Below are 20,839 nucleotides of genomic sequence, written 5' to 3'. Positions count from 1 at the left end.
TCGTTTAAAAGTTAACATTTACACCCATCGTCATTACACGTACCTGCGGGAAGGCCTGGGCCCTGGTTTGATTAACAGTTTGCTCCGGATCAAAGCCTTTGAACTTTGTAACGGTAAAGGCATTTTGTATGTTTCCGTAAACCCTGAGCGATCTGATGCCTGCTTTGTTCAGGATGTTCGGACTGATTGAGTAACCCAGTTCGATGTTCTTCATCCGTAAATACGCCGCATTTTCCATGTAGAAGGAGGAATGAATGTTATTGCGCACCCCATCGAGTGTGAGCCGGGGTAATGTATTGGAAGGGTTTGTCGGTGTCCACCTGTTCAACCACCAGTCACCCATATTGGCAAAACCACTGAATGGCGTTGCGATCTCATAGTAAGTATAACCCTGAATTCCTTTAACGCCCTGTAAGAAGAAGCTGAGGTCAAATCCTTTCCAGTCTGCATTGAACGTGAAGCCATAAGTGAGATCGGGGAACTGGCTTCCGATGATCGTTCTGTCGTTATTCATGTCAACTATGTTGTCCTTACCCAGGTCCCTGTATTTGATATCACCCGGTTGCGCGGTATAGTTAGCTACCTGCACTACGCCTGGTTTAAGGGTATAGGTGCGGCTGGCGTATGGGATGCTGGCGTCGCTGTTATTTTGCCAGGTAAAGTCAGAGATCTGGTAAATGCCATCCATTTTGTAACCATAGAATGAATTGATGGCAGCGCCCACTTTGATCGCTTTAGGCGAAACAAGCTGCTCTGCAACATTCATTTTGGTTATTTTATTTACTATATGAGAGGCGTTTACGGTTGCTCTTATATGAAGCCCGTTCGCAAAGCTTTTTTTCCAGGTCACTGCTGCTTCAATACCCTTGTTCTGCACTTCACCGGCATTGGCATAGGGCGCCGCTTCGGCCATTGTAAGCGGAATGGGTTGGTTCAGCAACAGGTTTTTGGTGCGCTTGTCGAACCAGTCGGCAGTGATCTCGAAATCATTTTTCACCACCATGTCTATACCATAGTCAAGCTGTTGGGCGGTTTCCCAGGTCAGTTCTTTATTGGTCATTTGAGTAATAGCTACGCCGGAATATAAAGTGCCACCCAGTGAGTAGTTATTACCGGTTGATAAAATGTCGCTTCCGTTGTAGTAATTGCTGATGTTCTGGTTGCCTAATCTACCCCATGAAGCGCGCAATTTAAGATGGTTCAGCCAGCTCAAAGTTCTCAGGAAATTCTCTTTCGACAGTACCCAGCCGGCAGAGAAGGAGGGGAAGGTGCCCCATTGATTTTCTTTGGAGAACCGGGAAGAACCGTCTCTTCTGAGATTGGCTTCAAACAAATATTTTCCGTCGAACGCATAATTCAGGCGGCCAAAATAGGAGCGTAATCCCAAATCATAGCTGCCTGCATTATTGGTTTGCGTTGCGGGGTCGCCGAGGTTAAGCACCCGTTGCTGGTTATTGACAAAGTTGGCGCGGTAGCCGCTTTCCCAATCATAATTGAATTGTTCTTCTGAATAACCGCCCAATACAGTAACATCATGTTTGCCGAATGACTTATTATATTTCAGGAGGCTGGTGAGCAGGGTTTGAACGTCTGTCTCATTGCTCACATTTAAATTGGAGGCTAAATTGGTGGTAGTACCGCTTTCATTATACAAGGTGACGTTTGCATGGAAGGCTTTTGTTTTTGAGTTCGTCACATTATAGCCATATGTGATCTGGGCGCTTAACCCGTCTACGATCTTGTATTCAGCTTCTACCTGTCCGGTAAAATAATAGCGGTTTGTTTGTGCGGTGCTGCCTTCTTTTATTTCACCATAGAAGTTGCGTTCTCCATTTACCGATACCCATTGGCCCGCTGCATTTTGCAGGGGATGTATGGGCGCCAGGGTGGCGTACCACTCGGCGCTCCACAGGTCGGTGGGTTCGTTTTTCACGCCCAGGTTCCCGGCTAATTTGGTGGAGATGCGCAATTTTTTGTTCTTTAAGAAAAATCCATCAAGGTTGGTGCGGAAATCGGTCTTTTTATAATTGGTTCCAACCAGCACACCATCCTGGTCTAAATGCCCAAGCATAACGGCATAGTTGATATTGTCGGTTCCACCTGAAAGGCTTAACCGGTGATTTTGAATGGCCGCGCTTCCATAATATACATTGAAATAATCAATGTCGGGGTACATGGGGTTATTATGGGCTTTGTATTTCGCGATAGTGGAGTCGGGATAAACAATGCTACCGCCTGAATTCAAAGAAGCTTCGTTATACAGCGTCGTATAATCAACCGAGTTCAGCACATGCGGTAACCGAGTTGGTTTTTGTGTACCGATATAGGCGCTGTAATTGATCTTTAAACTGCCGGCTGTGCCTTTTTTAGTTGTAATAAGAATTACCCCGTTGGCGGCCCGGCTACCATAAATGGAGGCAGAGGCGGCATCTTTCAACACCGACATGGACTGTACGTCAACCGCATTTACATCATTGATATTTCCCGGAACCCCGTCAATTAATACCAGGGGCGTATTATCGCCAAATGTGCCCACACCACGAATGTCGATCACCGTACCATCATCGCCCGGCTTGCCCGATGCCTGCAGCGCATACACACCGGCAACGGTGCCCTGCAATGCCTGGCTGGTATTGGTTATTGGCCGGGTAGCCATATCGTCCATTTTAACAATGCCCACAGCGCCTGTTAAATTTGTTTTCTTTTGCGTACCGTAGGCAATCACCACTACTTCATTTAGCAATGGTTTCAGTTCATCCAGTACTACCGAAAGGTCGGTGGTGCTGGTAACCTTTACTTCAACAGTACGGTACCCGACAAAACTGATCTCCAGCACATCGCCCGGGTTTGCATTTATTTTGAAGATGCCGTTTTCATCGGTTGATGCAGCGGTTGAGGTGCCTTTTACTGCCACTGTTGCTTTGGCAACCGGTTGGCCGTTTTTGTCAACCACTTTTCCGGTTATGCCCGTGCGGTTTTCACCCACATTAAAAACGGCCGGAGTGACCTTTACCGGTGGTATTACGGTAACTACATTTTTCGACCATTCAAAGGTGGCGCCCGATTGTTTACTTATTTCATTAAGCAGTTGTTTTAACCGGAGTTTACCGGCCGATATTTCTACCGGCTCCCGTACATTCAATTCTGTAGCATCATAAGCGAACTTCACGCTGGCCTGCATTTCTACAATAGTGAAAAGCTCAACTAATAAAAACTTCTTTTTAGTAAGCTTTATAACCGTGCTGTTATAATCCTGGTCGCGGTCACCAGGCGAGGCCTTTGCAAAGTTGAAAAGGGAAAGCGCTATCAGCAGGGAAAGGGCATACAATACCTTCCCGGGGAGCATACCAATTCTACCCATGGCAATTTTTGTTTTAGCGTTTTAGATATTTAGTGAATCGTTATTACATTTCCTTTGATTGTATAGGAAAGTTGTTTCGAAAGGCAAATACTTTTTACAATTTCTTCAGGTGAAACATTCGAAAATGACCCATTGAACCTGAATTCCTTTTTCCGGCTTTGATTGATCAGCCTGATATTATATACTTTATCAAATCGATTGGCTATTTCAGTAAAACCGGCATTCCTGAATACAACAATTCCCTGTCGCCAGCCTGTTTCTTCATTCAGATCGTATGCAGTTTTTTGGAGCGATTGATCGTTCTTATTTAATACGCCCATTTCAGCGGGCGCCAGTGTTATTGTTTTAACCCGCCTTTGCTTATTTTCCCCGTTACTGATTGCATTCAGTTTTACTTTACCGGTAACCAGGGCAACGGTTGCCTGGTCTTTATCGGGGTAACACTGCATATTGAATGTAGTGCCCAGTACCATCACTCCTATATTGATGCTGGTAACCAGAAATGGATGCTGCGCATCGGGCTGCACTCTGAAGAATGCTTCGCCGGTAAGCTGCACTTCTCTTGTATTACTCGTGAACTTTGCGGGATACGTTAGTTTACTATCGGCATTCAGCTCTACTTCCGAACCATCGGGCAACGTAATTTTTGCGCGCTCGCCTTTCGGTACATATTTTTCTATTAATTGAACGGTTTCCCTGCCAGGGGTAACTGATCTGTTTTTCTGCAGGGCTATATAGGCAATTGAACCCACAGTTACAAAGAGCAGGGCTGCCACCGCTCTGGTTATCCTTTGGTTGCGTTTTCGCGCTCTGTAGTTGTAGTACTCCCTCAACGCTTCATCCGGTTCTTCCGTGGCATTCCCCGAAAGACTGTTACCTGGTGAAAGCTCGTTCAATGCCTGGGCAAAACGCTGCTGTTCCCGCTGAAATTCCGATTCAGGGAGCCGCACAGAAAAAGCATCGATGTAATTGTTGGCAGAAATAATGACGTCCAGCTTTTCAGGATGAAGTTTGATCCATTCGGTCCAGAATTGGATGTCCGCTTCATTTTCCCTGAAATAATACCGCAGATATGATTCATCTGTGATAAAATCCTCCACGCCATATTGTAAATAATCCTTCATTTCGGTGTTACTTAATAACAGGACGTGCGATCAGGGATTTTTTACCGTAAAATTTTCAGCTTTTTTTTAAGAAGTATGTTTGGCCGAGAAATAATGCCTGAGGCGTTCAACTGCTTCATAAATGCGGTTGTAGATGGTACGCTGCTCACAACCAAGTAATTCTGCGATCTCTGCGTAATTTTTGTTCTCAAAATAACGCAGCTGGATCGCTTCTTTTTGTTTAGTGGTTAATTGCAACAGCGCTTCTTTAAGGGTTTTACTGGTTGCTTCCTGTTCCTGAAAAGCAATGATGACCTCTTCGTAGGAGAACTCATGTTCGTCATCCGTGCTCAATAAAGCGGCTTCGGGAAGCGATTCTTTCTTTAAAGCATCGATCAATTTACGGCGTACACAGGCATTGAGGTAGCCACCAACAGAAGATACAGGGGGAAGTTTGTCGCGATTGATCCAGATATTGAGAAAGGCCTCGTGAATACTGTCTTTTACAATGTCGCGGTGGGTGCATACAGCGAAGTTTGCAGAAAAGAGGAAGTGATAAAATGAATTATACAACTCTTTTAATGCACCGGGATCGCCTGCACGCATGCAGTTCCAAAGTTCAGTAGTTCGGGTTGTTTGCAATGTTAGTTATATGGCAAGCTGAATAATAAATGTCAAATTAGCAATTATTTTAGTGTTACCAAATTTTTTTATTGACTGTGTTCGTATTATCCCCTTTAACGGCGTGTCGTTAACAGGCGGGTAACAACTGCGAAAGCGATTATTATGTCATACAAATAGGTTCCCGTATCTAATAAATAAAAACAAAGATCCCACACCAACCGGCCTGGGATCTTTGCTCTGAGTGTAGTCGAAGAATATATTACAGTCCGCTATTGAAATGTGTGTAAGAAGTAAAGCCCAGGAACGTTTTGTCACTGGTTACACCCAATGGGTCCTGCAGCTCTCTCAGGCTTTTCAGGTTGGCTGTTTTGTAATAATTATACGCCACCTCGGTGCCGGGAAATACCGTGCTCGATGAGGAACATTTATCACAGGCCGCATTGTGGTTATACGCCTTTCTCATATAATCATATCCCTTGCTCAGCAGGTTCGAATTGTAGGTGAACAGGGAGTTATCACCCTGTATCCTCGCCAGTTGTGCAGCATAAGCAAAAGCTGTAAGGGAATACTGATAGTGCACACAATCGTCGCGGTCGCAATATTCAGGAATGGTGCCGTCTGATTTTATAATGACCGGCAAATGGCTTTGAATGATATTATACCCGTTTTGATAAACAGTTGTATTATCCATGAAAATGCCAATGGTCATGCGGGCATAGCCTGCAGAGGCATTCCAGTTATTATTATACTCAGGTGTATTATTGATGTAGGTGTTCTTTACCAGGTTCAGGTAATTGATGAACTGGGTAATGTCTGCATCAGCCCAGCCCGATGCTTTTCCAAATGCTTTATAATAGCGCAGTATTTCAGCTGCTGCCACAAAGCTGGGGGTGGTCCAGGAAGCTTCCAACGATGGTTGAAGTGCGTTGGAGCCGGAAAGCACTGCATACTTTTTGAAGGTGTACGACCAGCCGTTCAGGATAGCAATGGCTTGTTGGGCATAGGTCATGGTACCGGTTTTTGCCCAGCGTAAGGCCAGCGCATAGGCTAATATAGCGTCTTTCCTTATCTGGCTTTTTGATTCGGTAGTTGCTCCGTTTGAACCTACGGTAACCGTTTCCCAGAATTTAGTGGGTAAGGCATTGTCGTTAACATAATCCAGTACTTTTTGATAGGCTGCCAGGCGAACGGCATCTCCGCCGTTTACTTCTGCCCCAATTTTATCAAGGCTTTCTTTGGTATTCAATATGCCGGGGTGCACAAATGTTGTAATGGCAGCTGCCGATGCGGTAACAGCAGCCTCTTCTTTTGGTGTTGGTGTAACTGTCTGACTGCTTTGTTCTCCCTTTTTACATTTTAAGAACAAGGTTGACAGGGCCAGTAAAAAAATTCCGGCACCGAGGATTCTCCCATTTTTTTTCATAGTACAGATGAAATTTTTATAAAACGAATTTGTTAATTGAAGAAGGTGTTAGTACAATACAAAATGACTGCCATAAATACTGCCAGCTGAAACTTCAATGAATAGTGCACTACGTCTTTTCTACATCAACCGGCAGGCGCACCGTTAAAACACCTTTTTTGTGGGCTTTACCCATCAACAATAATTAATATCAGTAACTTTCGTAATAGCACAGGTGAAGATCATACAGTCCATTGGTTGCCTGAGATAGCATTGTTTCCTGCTGAATTTTCTACACTAAAACATATAAACCATGGACCTCTCAAAAAAATTAACGCAATTGGGCAAACAGCCCGACTTCATCCTGATCATTACCGATGAACAGCGGGCCACCCAACATTTTCCCCCGGGGTGGGAGCAGCAAAATCTGCCCACGCTTACTTTTCTCAAAAAGAACGGTTTCAGCTTCGACCGGGCTTTCTGTAATACCTGTATGTGCTCACCCAGCCGGGCCACTTTATTTACCGGGATTTATCCGGCCAAACACCTGGTATCCCAAACCCTCACTATAGGCGGGCCCTTATCGCCTGCAGAACCTACCCTCAATACTGCGTTACCAAACATTATGAACGTACTTTGGAATGAAGGGTATGATGTGCAGTACCGCGGTAAATGGCATATGAGCAAAGGAGTAGCGGGCAATGGCGCCGTGACCAATTATGATACCTTAACGGCCGCGGATATTTCTTTATTTGGCGCCATGGGCTGGGTGGCGCCCGATGCCGGCGAAGACGTGAACCCGTTAAATTTTGGTGGCGGCTTTGCCAACCACGACGCCCGGTATGTATCAGAAGCCATTCAATACCTGCAGCAGGTAAAAGCAAGGCGGGCGGCAGGCGACAACAAACCCTATTGCCTAATTGTATCGCTGGTGAACCCCCACGACGTACTGGCGTATCCGAAAACTGCAGGAACATCCGGTTATCATTCCAGTGCCTGGAGTGGCCGGGAAATAGGTTTACCCGATACCGTGAACGAACATTTACTGCTCAATAAAAAGCCAATGGCGCAGGAACAGATCTTATTGGGAATGGATGGCTTATTAGGGCCTTTGCCAACAACAGAACAAAAATTGAACTACATAAATTTTTATGGCTACCTGTTAAGCTGGGTCGATAAAGAGGTCGGGTTCCTCATCAGGGAATTATATGCTAAAGATGCCAACGGAAAAAGTTTGGCCGATACGGCCATCGTAACTTTTACCTCAGACCACGGCGAAATGGGATTGGCACACGGCGGGCTGCGCCAGAAAACCTTTGTGGCTTACGAAGAAGCAATACGGGTTCCCCTGGTCATTTCAAATCCGGTTTTATTTTCAGATCAAACTGTCAAAAACTCGATGGCCCTGGCAACCCTGGTTGATATTATGCCCACCTTCATGGAGATCGCCCATGTACAGAACCCGCCTTCCGGACTGGCAGGTACCAGCCTGTTGCCCATTATACAGGATGGTACGCCGGTACAGGAAAGTATCTTATTTACTTACGATGATACAAAGGCCGGTTCCAACAGTAAATGGTCGGCAGTAAATGCAGCCAACCGCATCCGTTGTATTCGCACCGAGAAATGGAAGTACAGTTATTATTTTGATGCGGCAGGCGCTTATTACAACCAGTATGAACTGTACGACCTGGTAAATGATCCTTCTGAATATACGAACCTGGCCTACGATCCCGCCTATAAAGAAGTGCGGGAGACCCTGAAAAAACAATTGCATAAACTGGAGGTTGACAAGTTACGGGCAATGGCGCCGCCGGAAATGGAAAGCGTTCCCGAATCGCAGTTGGATAGCGTTTCAGCCTGATCACCTGTCAGGGTTGTATTGATAATAATGCCCTCCCGATGCACCGGGAGGGCATTTGCCATTATATTCTTCTCAAATTGTGATTATCTTGCATGCGCCCATTATTCTCCTTATCTTAAATTATATCATAATAACAATACTCAGGTTTTTCTGCACTTGTGGCATTATCAAAAAATGTAATACAGGATGAAGTTGTGTTGATGCAACAATTCCGCGCCGGGAGCGAGGATGCATTTACAACGGTGTACCGGCAGTTGTACCAGCGGGTATTCTGGTTTGCCCGTAAGTTTGTTGACGAAACCGAAGATGCCCGCGACCTTACCGCAGAAACCTTTGTTCAACTGTGGCAGCAAAACAATACATTTCCCACCCTCGATGCCGTAGCGGCATTCTTATATGTAACCGTTCGCAATAAATGCTATAATCTGCTAAAACACCGGCAAATGAAAGCCGGTCGCCGCGACGATCTGCTACGCCAGCTCAACGAACGCGGGGATAATGATTTCTTCGAAGAGCAGGTACAGCTGCAACTGGTTAGCCGCATTTATGATGCGGTAAATAAATTGCCGCCCCGCATGAAAGCCATATTTCTGCTTTCTTACCGCGATGGATTAAAACCTGCTGAAATTGCAGAACTGCTACAGATAAAACCGCAAACCGTGATCAACCAGCGGGTAACCGCGGTGCGCCTGTTGCAATCGGCGCTGGGCAAAGACTTTTTGCTTTCCTCTTTGTTAGTACTGCTGAAATACCGCGACATATTCTAATTCAGCGGCCTTCCCTAAAAAAAGAAAATTAAAAAAAACTTCACATTGAACTGGTTGGTTTGGGTTGTTCAATTGTAGTGTACGTATATGATGCTCATTAACGACCTTATTGATCTTTTAACGAAGCACCTGCAGGGAAATTTGACTGAAGCGGAGCAGGCGCAGCTTGACCATTGGCTTACACAATCAGAACGGAACCGCCGTTTGTTTAACTCCATCAACGATGAAGAACAATTGCGGCAATGGATCATGGCGTATCACCAGGAGGTGGAAGAAGACAATGAGGCCCTCATTATGGCAAAGATCAAACAACAGATCAGCGGCAGCCAGCCGGTGCCCCCGGTTCTAAAAATTAATACGTGGCGGCGTTGGGCCGCGGTAGCGGCTATACTATTACTGGTCGCTGGTGTTGGTTATTTTGGGTGGAACCATAAAACGCAGAATCCGCCAGTTGTTCAGCATGCTACGCCGGCCGACATTCCGCCGGCACGCGATGGCGCCATATTAACGCTGGCCGATGGCCGGAAGGTAGTGCTTGACAGTTTGGGAAATGGGGTAATCGCCACTGAAAAAGGCACCCGGGTAGTATTGCAAAATGGTGAGCTGGCCTATAATGGCGCAGGTTCAAACGCTGCCATGCCAATGCATAATACGCTCACCACACCCAGGGGGCGGCAGTTTCAACTGATATTGCCCGATGGCACGAAAGCGTGGTTAAACGCTGAGAGTGAGATTTACTACCCAACTGTTTTTTCGGGCAATGAACGCCGGGTTCAGATAGCAGGTGAAGTATACTTTGAAGTGAAGCACGACAAAACAAAGCCATTTATAATAAACATTCTCCCGCATAACGGCGGCGGCCCGGGCGGCAGTCAGTTGGAAGTGTTGGGAACACAGTTCAATGTAAATGCCTATACGAATGAAGCAACAATAAAAACAACCCTGGTAGAAGGAAGGTTGAAAGTACTGGCGGGGTCACCGATCGATTATCATTCACCAGTTGTGCTGCAGCCCGGACAGCAGGCGCAAACCGACAACCATACTTATCATATAAAGTTGGAGAAAAATGCAGATGTAGGCAAAGCCATCGCCTGGAAGAACGGCTTCTTCAATTTCGAAGATGCCAGCCTCGAAGAAGTGATGCGCCAACTGGAACGCTGGTACGATATAGAAGTGGTGTACGAAAAAGGTATTCCTGATATTACGTTCGGCGGAAAAATGAGCAATGATGTAAGCTTATCAGGATTGCTGAAATCACTACAGCAGATGGATGTGCACTTCAGGGTAGAAGGCCGTAAACTGATCGTGTTACCGTAAAAGAAAAATTAAATCCATATAATACCCGGTTGGCCCAAACGCAAAAACCGTCCCGACTGCAATCGGGACGGCCAAAAGCCGGGTCGATCTAAAACACCTGTAAGCATTTATTAACCAACCAAACTGCAACAAAAGTATGCCCAAAACTGCTACTTGTGTTCAGTGGGAGGCGCCTTTTTTGTTTGCCGAACCATACCCGTGTTCCAGGGTAGGTATGCGGCATTGCTCCGGTATATACAAACCGGAGCGAACTGCCAGCGCTTCTTCACTGTTCAAAGCCATGAGATTCGTGATCGTATTACTGTGTGCCGCTTCGCTTACTGTATCGGCAAATTCCTTTTCACAAGGTGTAACCCTGTCGGCAAACGGCCTGGCGCTGAAAAATGTATTTACAGCGGTGGAGCAACAAACCGGTTTTGTTTTTTTCTACAACAAGCAACTGCTCAGCAGTGCAAAGCCTGTAACTATTTCTGCCCAGAACATGCCGCTTACCGAATTTTTACAGGCGGTGATGAACAATCAGCCGCTGAATTTCCGCATCGAAGGCAAAACCATTATTCTCTTTCGCAAATCAACCGCCGCAGGGGCGCTGCCGGAAATGCCCGCTCCCGGTATTGCACCCGCCGATAGCACCCGTACCATTTCAGGTTTAGTTACATCAGAGGCCGGCGAACCCATTGGCGGCGCCAGTGTGATCATTAAAGGAACATTTAAAGGTGTTTCTACTGACAGCAAAGGCATTTTCAGCATTCGCGCCGCTACCGGACAAACGCTTATTTTTTCCGCCGTAGGCTACGAGCAAATGGAACTGCGGGTAAACGCCGGCATTTTTTTTACCATTAAAATGGTGCAAACCGCTACCGCCATGAAAGACCAGGTGGTAACGGGTATTTATCAGCGTAAAAAAGAAAGCTTCACCGGTTCCTCCACTACATTTACCGCCAAAGAGCTGAAAATGGTGGGCAACCAGAGTGCCTTACAGGCTTTGAAAACCCTTGACCCTTCCTTTGCGATCGTCGAAAACAATTCTTTCGGTTCCGACCCAAACCGCTTGCCCGATATCGAGATCAGGGGCAAAAGCAGTGTGATCGGTTTATCGGAACAATACGGCACCAACCCCAACCAGCCATTGTTCATTTTAGATGGTTTTGAGACCACGCTGCAGGTCATCAGCGATTTCAGTATGGACCGTATTGAAAGCATTACGCTGTTGAAAGATGCGGCGGCAACCGCTATCTATGGGTCAAAAGCAGCCAATGGGGTAGTGGTGGTAGAAACAAAACGCCCAACCCCCGGCCGGCTGCGGTTAAGCTATAACCTCAATACAACGTTCAGCTTTGCCGACCTCAGTGATTATAACCTCATGAATTCGGAAGAGAAACTGGAGTTCGAAAAGCAAACCGGGTTCCTGGGGTCTGTAGATGCCAACGGTAATTTTGTTATGGCCGATGCCGATGCAAAATACAATGCGCTGCTGGCAGAAGTAAGACGCGGTGTAAATACGTACTGGATGAACGAACCCCTGCGGTTTGCCACTGCACAACGGCATACCTTATTTGCCGAAGGGGGCGATGGCAACCTGCGTTACGGCGTTTCTTTGTCTTATGGCGATAACCAGGGGGTAATGAAAGGCAGTGACCGTAAGTTGACCAATGGTAACATCCGGCTCATCTATCGCAAAGGCCGCCTGTCGGCCACCAATTCATTAAGTATAGATATTGTGAACGCTACCCGGGAAACCGTGCCCTTCTCCGATTTCTCCCGCGCCAATCCTTATTTCAGGAAATATAATCAGGTGGGTGGTATCGACAAAGTACTGAATTCATTTATTTATGCCGCCTTCTATGGCGCGCCCATACAAACCGAGGTCTACTACAACCCGCTTTATGACCTGCACAATAATAATGTGAACAAGTCAGAATCGCAGGGCTTCACCAATAATTTCGAAATAGAATGGCGGGTGCTGAACGATTTAAAAGCGCGTGCGCGTATCGGTATCAACCGCCTGGCTATCCGTGATGAAATATTCAGGTCGCCCTTCAATGGGGAGTTTGCCGGCACCGACCCATTACGGCAGGGCACCTACGATGAGCAGAACGATCACCAGTTGAACTATGATGGAGATCTTACCCTTACCTATGGAAAATTGCTGGCCCGAAAACATATGGTGAATGTAGTGGCGGGTATGCGCCTGAACCAGTTGTCGGCAATCACCAGCTCCTATGAAGTGCGTGGATTTATCAGCGATGATTTTCCCAATGCCGCATTTGCCTTTGGTTATTCAGATAACAAACAGGCCACTTACCTGGAGTCAAAGCGTCGCAGTGCCAGCTACTTCCTGAACACGGGTTATGCTTTTGATGAACGTTACCTGCTCGACGCCACGCTGCGTTCAGACGGGGCTTCCGTATTTGGTTCAAACAGGCAGTTCACCACCATTTGGTCAATGGGCCTTGCCTGGAATGTGCACAAGGAAGTATTCTTCAAAAAGCCATCCTTCAACTGGATGAACAGCCTGCGGCTGCGCGCCTCTATTGGTAACCCGGGCAACCAGAATTTCAGCGATTATATTTCCACGCGGGTATACCGGTACAACAATGAGAACCGTAACCCCTTCGGCCCAAGTGTGATCGTTCAGAACCACGGGAACCCTTCGTTGAAATGGCAGAAGACAATTGACCGCAACATGGGGCTCGACCTGGAAACCATGAAGAACCGGTTGCGGATAAACGCCGATTATTTCATCAAAACAACCGATCCGCTGCTGGTGTTTGCCACCCTGCCTTCTTCAGCAGGGGCCACCAGTGTAACCGATAATATGGGGGCGCTTGAACAGAAAGGCTTCACCATCTCTGCCAACTATACTCTTATCCGGCACAAGATGCTCACCTGGATGGTCAATGCCAATGCACGCCGGCTCCGTTCTCAATACAGGAATTTCGGCAATGCCCTTTCCACTTTCAATGAAAAGAACAAGGGAGTAAACATGACCCGTTATTACGACGGGGCCAGTCCTTCCGATCTGTGGGCGGTTCGTTCATTGGGTATTGACCCGGCCACCGGCAGGGAAGTGTTCCTTACCAAAGACGGGCAGCACACGTTCATTCACAATTACCAGGATGAAGTGGTAGTGGGTAACAGCGATCCCGATGTGGAAGGCATCTTCGGCTCTTCTGTTAGCTGGAAAGGTTTTTCGGCCAACGTAGCGCTGCGTTACCGCATCGGCGGACAGATCTTCATGCAAACGCTCTATGATAAAGTAGAAAATATTCCGAATCAAAATGTAGGATTGAACCAGGATAAACGTGCCTTGCACGACCGCTGGCAGAAACCCGGCGATAACGCAAAGTTTAAATCTATAAAGGAGATCACTTCAAACCCCATGTCATCGCGTTTTGTAGAAGACAATAATATTCTCTCAGGTGAGTCCATTTCAGTTGGATATGAAAATTCCACTGCCCGTTGGGTGAAGGCGCTAAGAGCATCTTCAGTGACCTGCAGGGCCTACATGAATGATATTTTCAGATTGAGTACCGTCAGGAACGAACGCGGCATTGATTATCCTTTTGCCCGGTCGGTTTCCTTATCTGTAGGAGTACGGTTTTAATTAACAACCAAAACAAAAAAATGAAAATAAAAATAATTGTATCCTGTTTGATGCTGGTCATGGGGTTGGGCAGCTGTCGCAAGTGGATCGATGTAAAGCCGAGCGACCGGCTGGCAGAAGACCAGTTGTTCAGTACCAGGGAAGGCTACCTGAGCGCGTTGAACGGGGTGTATGTAGAACTGACCAATGCCAGTATCTATGGCGAGAAAATGACCGTGAGCAGTCTCGACGTAATGGCAAACTATTATTATCTGATCCTTTCTACCCACCGGTTTTACGACTTCGCCGTGTTTAACTATACAACAGACAATTCGAAGCTCATATTTGACAACATGTGGAAGAAAAGCTATGAGCTCATCGTTAACTGCAATGTGATCATTGAAAGGTGCGGGGAAAGCAACGATCTTTTACCAGCTCCTTATTTCGGGCTGGTGAAAGGTGAGGCGCTCGCATTACGCGCCATGCTGCATCTGGATATGCTGCGCGTGTTTGGTCCCACCTATTCCGATGCAACTAAAGATAAGCCCTGTATACCTTACAATACGGCCTCCCGGCCAACTGTATCGCCATTGCTGGGTTCTGCAGCCATCATGCAACAAGTGATCGATGACCTCACGGCAGCGTTGGCGTTATTGAAAGATGCAGATCCTATTATTACGGAAGGTGTTCGTAGCACGCCCAATGCCAGTGGCGCCAACGACCTGTATTTGCGGCAGTACCGCCTGAACTACTATGCGGTAAAGGCATTGCTGGCCAGGGCATACCTGTGGAAGCAGGATAAAGAAAACGCGTTGAAGCAGACGCAGGAGATATTGACAGCGGCGTTGAACCCTTCCAAACCCATTTTCAAAATAGGCACTTCCAACAGCGGGCCTTCACTGGCCGAATTCGATCACCTGTTCATTTCAGAAGTGATGTTCTCGCTGTACACCATCAACCGGCAGAACATTTATACTTCTTTCTTTGCGCCTGACCTTGAAGCAGGATACCGGTTGAGTTTTAATAATAATGATGATAACCTGTCGCGGCGGAATGAGCTGTACGACGACCAGAATGATTACCGGTTGAAGGCATGGATGATACAGAACAATACCAATGGCTCCTTTCTTACCCATGTGAAGTTTGGCGTAACTACCAACGGACCCGGCCCCCATATGATACCGCTGATACGGCTGAGTGAGGTGATATTGATTGCCGCAGAATGCAGCAATACGCTCAGCGATGGCATTAGTTACCTGAATATGGTACGTACGGGAAGGAACTGCGTTAGCCTGGCGCCCACTTCAACGGCACAATTGAAAGATTTTATCACCCGCGAGTTCAGAAAAGAAGTATTGGGCGAAGGACAAATGTTCTTTTACTACAAGCGCAATGCCATGACGGCCATACCTAATAATGCGGCGCTCACCGGTACAAAAACTATGAGCCTGAATAATTATGTGGTGCCATTGCCGCCCAGTGAAGTGGCTAACAGGTACAACTGATAGATTTCTGATTTTGAGATTTAGGGATTTTGAGATTTGATTTTATTCGGCATCCTGAACTATTTCTAAATCTAGAAATCTCGAAATCCCGAAATTATTTCGATGGTTTTAATCATTTAAAAAGCCTATACAATGAAAAGTTTCATTTACTGCTTTAGAATGTTGATAATGGTTTTTTCACTGGCTTCCTGCAAAAAAGAGATGATGGGGTATGAGGGAATGGAGGGAATTTATTTTGCGGTGACCTCGGGGCCTTCTTACGCAGCCCCTAATTCATGGCCTTACCGCCCTTACACAAATATTGAATTTGTAAAACAACCAGCCAGTGTAAAAGAGTATATCGCCAATATAAGGGTCATGATAGTGGGCCCCGTTAAAGACTATGACCGGGCATTCACGATTGAGGTAAACCCCGATTCTACCACCGCCCAGGAAGGTGTACACTTTTTGCCCATCGGCAACACCTTTACTGTTCCGGCCGATTCAATTTATGGTTATATACCGGTGACACTGAAACGCACCGCCGACCTGGCCACCACCAGTAAAAAGATCGGTTTGCGGTTGGTGGCCAATGAAAATTTCAGCCTTGTGTTTAAGAACTGGAAAGCGATACCCGGACTGGGCGAAAGCTACCTGGGCGCCGACACCGCTTTTGACGCCAGTCTGCATACCATCAATATAAGCGACCTCATGGTGCAACCGGCTGTGTGGCGGGGTTCTGTAGTGGCCGCCACCAAAGTGGAAACCGGCGCCTGGGGCGCGTTTACCCGTAAAAAAATGGAACTGATGTGCCAGCTCTTCAATCTGAAATATGAGGACTTCAGCTCTGATGTAACGATGACGTTGGTATTGTCGAACCTCATCACTACCGAAATGAGCCGTTACCTCATTAACCAGTTCAATGCGGGAACACCGGTAAAAGAGGATGACGGCCGGCTGATGTGGTGTGGAACCGTTCCCTGGACCTCCATCATTGGCGTGCCTTATCCCTAATTATTAACCATCCCCGCAATTCATTATGAAAAAGATCAGCCTCATCATACTTACTGCTTATATAAGTTTCCTGTTGGCCTGTTTCAAAGACAAGGGAAACTATGATTATAAAAACATCAATGAGATCAAAATAAATGGTCTGGCAACCAACTATTCGGTTGTGCTTGGGGTAGGGCCATTGCATATTGAGCCGGCCATACAAATGAGTGAATCCGATGCCGATCCCGCCCGGTTTAATTATTACTGGATCTTATACAGGGGCAGCGCAGTGATAGATACGCTGGGGCGGGAAGCGGTGCTGAATGCCAAAATAAATGTAACCCCGGATTTATACAACCTGTATTTAAGGATCATTGACAATGCAACAGGCGTTGCCTGGAAGGCAGCCACTAAAGTAACAGTGGGCACCAGGTATTCAACCGGTCTCATGCTGATGGGAACCGGTGAGAACGGGAATGCCGAAGTGGATATGATCTCGATGGTGAACGATACGCTGGCGATACATGGCATTTTAGGTAACAGCGGCCTGCCTGCATTGCACGACCCCGTGACCATTATGCAGATCGGCGGAAAAGATACAAACAGCAATAACGCCCGATTGTGGGTAATGACAAAAAGCGGCTCCTATTATCTCGACCGCAAGAGCATGCTGGGAAACCCGTCAAAAATATTTGCAACCATTACAGTTACCAATGAGTTTGCCGATAAAACTAGCCTTACGCCCATCCTGGCTGTACCGCAAATAAAGGAGCGGGGTGGCACAACCAGTAGTTCATATACGCGGGCGATGATGACAACTGATGGCAATATATTCACCACACATACCTTTTTGACGGCGGGCGGTGATTACTATACGAACCCGGTTAACCGGGAGGCATCCAATTACGACAAAAAGCTTAAGACAGCGCCATTCCTGTGGTATGCTATTGGCAGCATGAGCAACATGTTGTGGTACGATACCGAGAACCAGCGTTTCATGCTTTTCAGCAGCTTTGGTATTGGTACCACTTCCTCCGCATTAACGGATAAAACAACAGATAGTTTTCCCTGGAACCAGGCCGCGGCGGGCCGGGTGCTGGTGTATGGAGAAAATACGCGCAATACCGATGGCGGTAGCACCAATGGCAATTCATTTGCAATCATGAAGAACAACAGCAACCAGTACTATATTTATAAATTTTACGCCAGCGGCGCCACGCCGCCCAAGCGGGATCTTTATACTGTATTGCCGCTGGCTACTGATTTTGATAAGGCCGAACAATATGCATTTTCTTCAAACCGCAGTGTGGTATTTTATTCAGTAGGCAACCGGCTGTATGCATACGACTACAATAAGGGGCTTGAAAAGATCTACCAGTTCCCTGAAACGGGTGGAGATGCAATCACCATGCTCAAATTCGACACCCAGATCGATTACGCTACCAATAGCCTGTACGTTGCAACATACAATTCAACTACTAAGGGCAGGCTGCGCCGTTATATGGTGGGCACCAACCCCAATACGGTTACTATTACCCCGGTTGACAGATCGGACTGGGATGGGTTAATAAAAATAAAAGACATGAACTGGAGAGCCATTAATTAAAGGCGGTTCAGAAAAAATAAAATAAAAACAAATGAATACCTTAAAGGCAATTGTAGCAGTAATTTCAATGACTGGCGCCACCATGACCCTTTCGGCGCAAACCCCATTCAATATCAAATGGAATTTGAAGGATACTACCAGGAATGGCGAAAAGGTTACACTCAGTTATTACAATGGCAGTAAAAGAGTGTATACGGCGGCCACTATTAAAGACGGTTTGTTTACAATAGAAGGTACGCTGGTTGAGCCCTCCAGGGCAACACTTTCCATCGCTACCACCAAAAAACAGCGGGAAGGTATTCCCTGGTTTACGAGTGAGAAATGCGAGTTTTATATAGAAGGCGGCGAAGTTACCGTTGATGGATATCCCTTAACAACGGTTGCTGTAAAGGCCCCCGGAAAATCACAGCAGGATTTCCTGGCCTTTCAGGCAAAACTGAAACCGTTTGAGGATAAGGAACGGGCATCATATAACGACATGCTGCATGCGATCATCAACCGCGATTCGGTGGCTACGATAAATTACAAGGCCCTCAATGAACAATGCAAGCAACGGATCGACAGCGTAGAATTGGTATATCTGAAAGCCAACCCAGCCTCGCATGTATCGTTGGGATTGTTACGGGAAATGGTAACAGCAAAAGCACTGGCAGAAGATAAAGAAACGCTGAGCGCCCTGTATAATAAACTCGCTGCCCCTTTAAAAAATACAGTTGTCGGCAAAGAACTGGGCGAATTGATTGCCACCGCATTTAAAGTAGGACCCGGCAAACCGGCTGCAGATTTTGTGCTGAACGATACCCTGGGCAATCCCATTCGGCTGTCTTCCTTCAAAGGTAAATATGTGCTGCTCGATTTCTGGGCTTCCTGGTGCATACCCTGCCGCTATGAAAACACCACTTCAGTGGTAAAGGCGTATGACCAGTTTAAAGATAAGAACTTCACCGTGCTCAGCGTGTCATTGGAAAAGCCGGGCGACCGCAAAGCATGGGTGGCTGCCATCATCAAGGACAGGCTTACCTGGCCGCAGGTAGCCACATTGACTCCCGAAGAGAACACCACCGTGACAAAGCTGTATGGCATTCATGAGATCCCGATGAATTTCCTGATCGATCCACAGGGAAAGATCGTGGCGATACATTTACGCGGGGAGGCGCTGCTCAAAAAGCTGCAGGAGGTATTATAAACTTCTTTTTCCAAACTGATAACCCTTTAGGTCAATCGATCTGAAGGGTTTTTTTATAGTGTTAATTTAGCCAGTAAGTGCGTCGTTTTGGGGCATAACCGTGCAGTTTTTAAGGATAAGTGTGAAAATGGAATTGTCAGTTTTTCCGGATTGCCTGTTTAGTAATTGCATTGATTCCATTAAATATTTATCTTTCGTGACCATAACCCTAAAATTGAAATATGAATTTACTTAAAGGCAGTTTTGTAATAGTTCTGACATTGATTTCCTTTGCATCATTTTCCCAGGAGGGGGAATTGCTGACAACCGTGCCCACTAAAAAAAAGGAATTTGTAAAAAGCGAACCTTTAGTAATTAATACGATCAATTGGTTTGAAAACACCCCATTGGACCAGGATATCGAAAAACGAAAAATAGTTGCTGCCAATCTTATAGCCTGGGTAACGAACTCACCAACAGTTACCATTACGTTTAATTCAAACGTAATGCCGTTTACAGAAAAGAACAACGTGTTATTGGTAGTATTCCTGGGCGGTTGGACGAAGTACGCACTTCAGAACTCGTATTCCAAAGATGAAATTAAAGGAAGTCTGGCGGGGCTCAAAAGTGTGATCAAATTTTACCAGGCTAACAAAAGTTTGACGAAAGACGAGCAGATGGACAAGCTCATTGAGCTCGACACTAATAATAAACTGGAAGCATGGGTAGCAGAACAGTTAGCCAAAAAGTAATGGCTGATAGCCGCAATTTAATGAAGACACTATTGTGTGTTTCGCTATTGACTGTTTTAAGTTGCAAAAGGGCAGCGAAACAGGGAGAGAAGGACGCCCATGTTGGTCAAAGGGGTAAGGAATCCCGTGTTGATACAGCAACGGTACAGGCAGAAGCAACCAAACCAGGTGACAGATCTGCCTACTATATAACCAAGGACAGCTTGCTCATCGCAACGGAAACCGGCGACACGTTAATTTACGGCAGGGATGAGTTTAATACCATTGTTGACACACATCCCGAGTTGTATAGTGACGATATCCGGTATCCGGACCTTACTTTTTATTGTAATGGCAGCCGGGATGCATATAATAGTGAGGCAGGTCAGGACGTATATTATGTGTTGTATGCCTATTTTTTGAAACAGAAAAATGGCATTGATAAATATGCAATGCGTCGAAAAAGACTGATTGATATATATTCAAACATTAATTTGCTTTTTGCCCGGTTGCACAATGGCGGCACTTTTTTTGGACACCAGGGTTTACGGATTCTGGGATATGCCGAATACTCAATTTATGTGTACAAATTATATGAAAAGGATATTTCAGAACCTTACGATATCTCGAAACAAAAAGACCTTTATATTAAATCGCTCCGGCTGCTTTATAGTGATGGAAGTAAAAATACCGAGGGCTTATTAGATCCGGAAAGGAGGGCGCGTATCAGAGATTTAAATGCTATAGTCGATAATATAAGCAAAGCAATAACGGATAACTTTTACCTGCAGCGTGCACAGGAATTCCATTACGATCATTATCAGTACTATTGACGA

14 protein-coding genes are annotated in these 20,839 nt (G+C 46.2%); 10 read left to right on the top strand and 4 right to left on the bottom strand.

Annotated elements, in window-relative coordinates; genetic code table 11:
• Positions 1-4: 4 nt before the first annotated feature.
• From A3860_RS37995 to A3860_RS37980, 4 genes are all read right to left on the bottom strand, one after another.
• The gene (locus A3860_RS37995; protein ID WP_081155826.1) at positions 5-3,361 is read right to left on the bottom strand and encodes a SusC/RagA family TonB-linked outer membrane protein; all 3,357 of its coding nucleotides are present in this window, start codon (positions 3,359-3,361) and stop codon (positions 5-7) included.
• A 29-nt stretch (positions 3,362-3,390) separates the two neighbouring features.
• Complete coding sequence (locus tag A3860_RS37990) at positions 3,391-4,485, bottom strand: FecR family protein (protein ID WP_081155825.1); 1,095 nt, start codon at positions 4,483-4,485, stop codon at positions 3,391-3,393.
• A 66-nt stretch (positions 4,486-4,551) separates the two neighbouring features.
• Positions 4,552-5,106 carry an RNA polymerase sigma factor gene (locus A3860_RS37985; protein ID WP_143774470.1) on the bottom strand — a complete coding sequence of 185 codons (555 nt, stop codon included), beginning with the start codon at positions 5,104-5,106 and terminating at the stop codon, positions 4,552-4,554.
• Positions 5,107-5,347: 241 nt separating this feature from the next.
• Complete coding sequence (locus tag A3860_RS37980; protein ID WP_081155823.1) at positions 5,348-6,511, bottom strand: alginate lyase family protein; 1,164 nt, start codon at positions 6,509-6,511, stop codon at positions 5,348-5,350.
• Between the two features lie 292 nt (positions 6,512-6,803).
• Between A3860_RS37980 and A3860_RS37975 the strand changes: the two genes are divergently transcribed.
• The 10 genes from A3860_RS37975 (at position 6,804) to A3860_RS37930 (ending at position 20,836) form a co-directional block, all read left to right on the top strand.
• Positions 6,804-8,354, top strand: a complete 1,551-nt coding sequence (locus A3860_RS37975; RefSeq protein ID WP_081155822.1) for a sulfatase-like hydrolase/transferase — start codon at positions 6,804-6,806, stop codon at positions 8,352-8,354.
• 158 nt (positions 8,355-8,512) lie between these two features.
• Positions 8,513-9,121 (top strand): RNA polymerase sigma factor, encoded by a 609-nt coding sequence (locus A3860_RS37970; RefSeq protein ID WP_143774469.1) that lies wholly within the window; start codon positions 8,513-8,515, stop codon positions 9,119-9,121.
• Positions 9,122-9,208: 87 nt separating this feature from the next.
• Positions 9,209-10,438 carry a FecR family protein gene (locus tag A3860_RS37965; RefSeq protein ID WP_081155820.1) on the top strand — a complete coding sequence of 410 codons (1,230 nt, stop codon included), beginning with the start codon at positions 9,209-9,211 and terminating at the stop codon, positions 10,436-10,438.
• 136 nt (positions 10,439-10,574) lie between these two features.
• Complete coding sequence (locus A3860_RS37960; RefSeq protein ID WP_216823607.1) at positions 10,575-14,045, top strand: SusC/RagA family TonB-linked outer membrane protein; 3,471 nt, start codon at positions 10,575-10,577, stop codon at positions 14,043-14,045.
• 20 nt (positions 14,046-14,065) lie between these two features.
• Positions 14,066-15,529, top strand: coding sequence for a RagB/SusD family nutrient uptake outer membrane protein (locus A3860_RS37955; RefSeq protein ID WP_081155819.1), 1,464 nt, complete (start codon positions 14,066-14,068; stop codon positions 15,527-15,529).
• A 132-nt stretch (positions 15,530-15,661) separates the two neighbouring features.
• Positions 15,662-16,522 carry a DUF4843 domain-containing protein gene (locus tag A3860_RS37950; RefSeq protein ID WP_081155818.1) on the top strand — a complete coding sequence of 287 codons (861 nt, stop codon included), beginning with the start codon at positions 15,662-15,664 and terminating at the stop codon, positions 16,520-16,522.
• Between the two features lie 25 nt (positions 16,523-16,547).
• Positions 16,548-18,107: a PKD-like family lipoprotein gene (locus A3860_RS37945; protein ID WP_081155817.1), complete on the top strand. Its 1,560-nt coding sequence runs from the start codon at positions 16,548-16,550 to the stop codon at positions 18,105-18,107.
• Positions 18,108-18,138: 31 nt separating this feature from the next.
• Entirely contained in the window at positions 18,139-19,293 is a 1,155-nt protein-coding gene (locus A3860_RS37940; RefSeq protein ID WP_081155816.1) for a TlpA disulfide reductase family protein, read from the top strand.
• A gap of 221 nt (positions 19,294-19,514) precedes the next feature.
• Positions 19,515-20,024, top strand: a complete 510-nt coding sequence (locus tag A3860_RS37935) for a hypothetical protein (protein WP_081155815.1) — start codon at positions 19,515-19,517, stop codon at positions 20,022-20,024.
• Positions 19,994-20,836: a hypothetical protein gene (locus A3860_RS37930; protein WP_143774468.1), complete on the top strand. Its 843-nt coding sequence runs from the start codon at positions 19,994-19,996 to the stop codon at positions 20,834-20,836. The genes A3860_RS37935 and A3860_RS37930 overlap by 31 nt, the downstream gene beginning before the upstream one ends.
• The last annotated feature ends 3 nt before the right edge of the window (positions 20,837-20,839 follow it).

The organism is Niastella vici (assembly GCF_002077945.1).
Taxonomy (GTDB): Bacteria; Bacteroidota; Bacteroidia; order Chitinophagales; family Chitinophagaceae; genus Niastella; species Niastella vici.
Note: the sequence above shows the minus strand (reverse complement) of the source record. Positions and strands in the feature narration are given on the sequence as shown.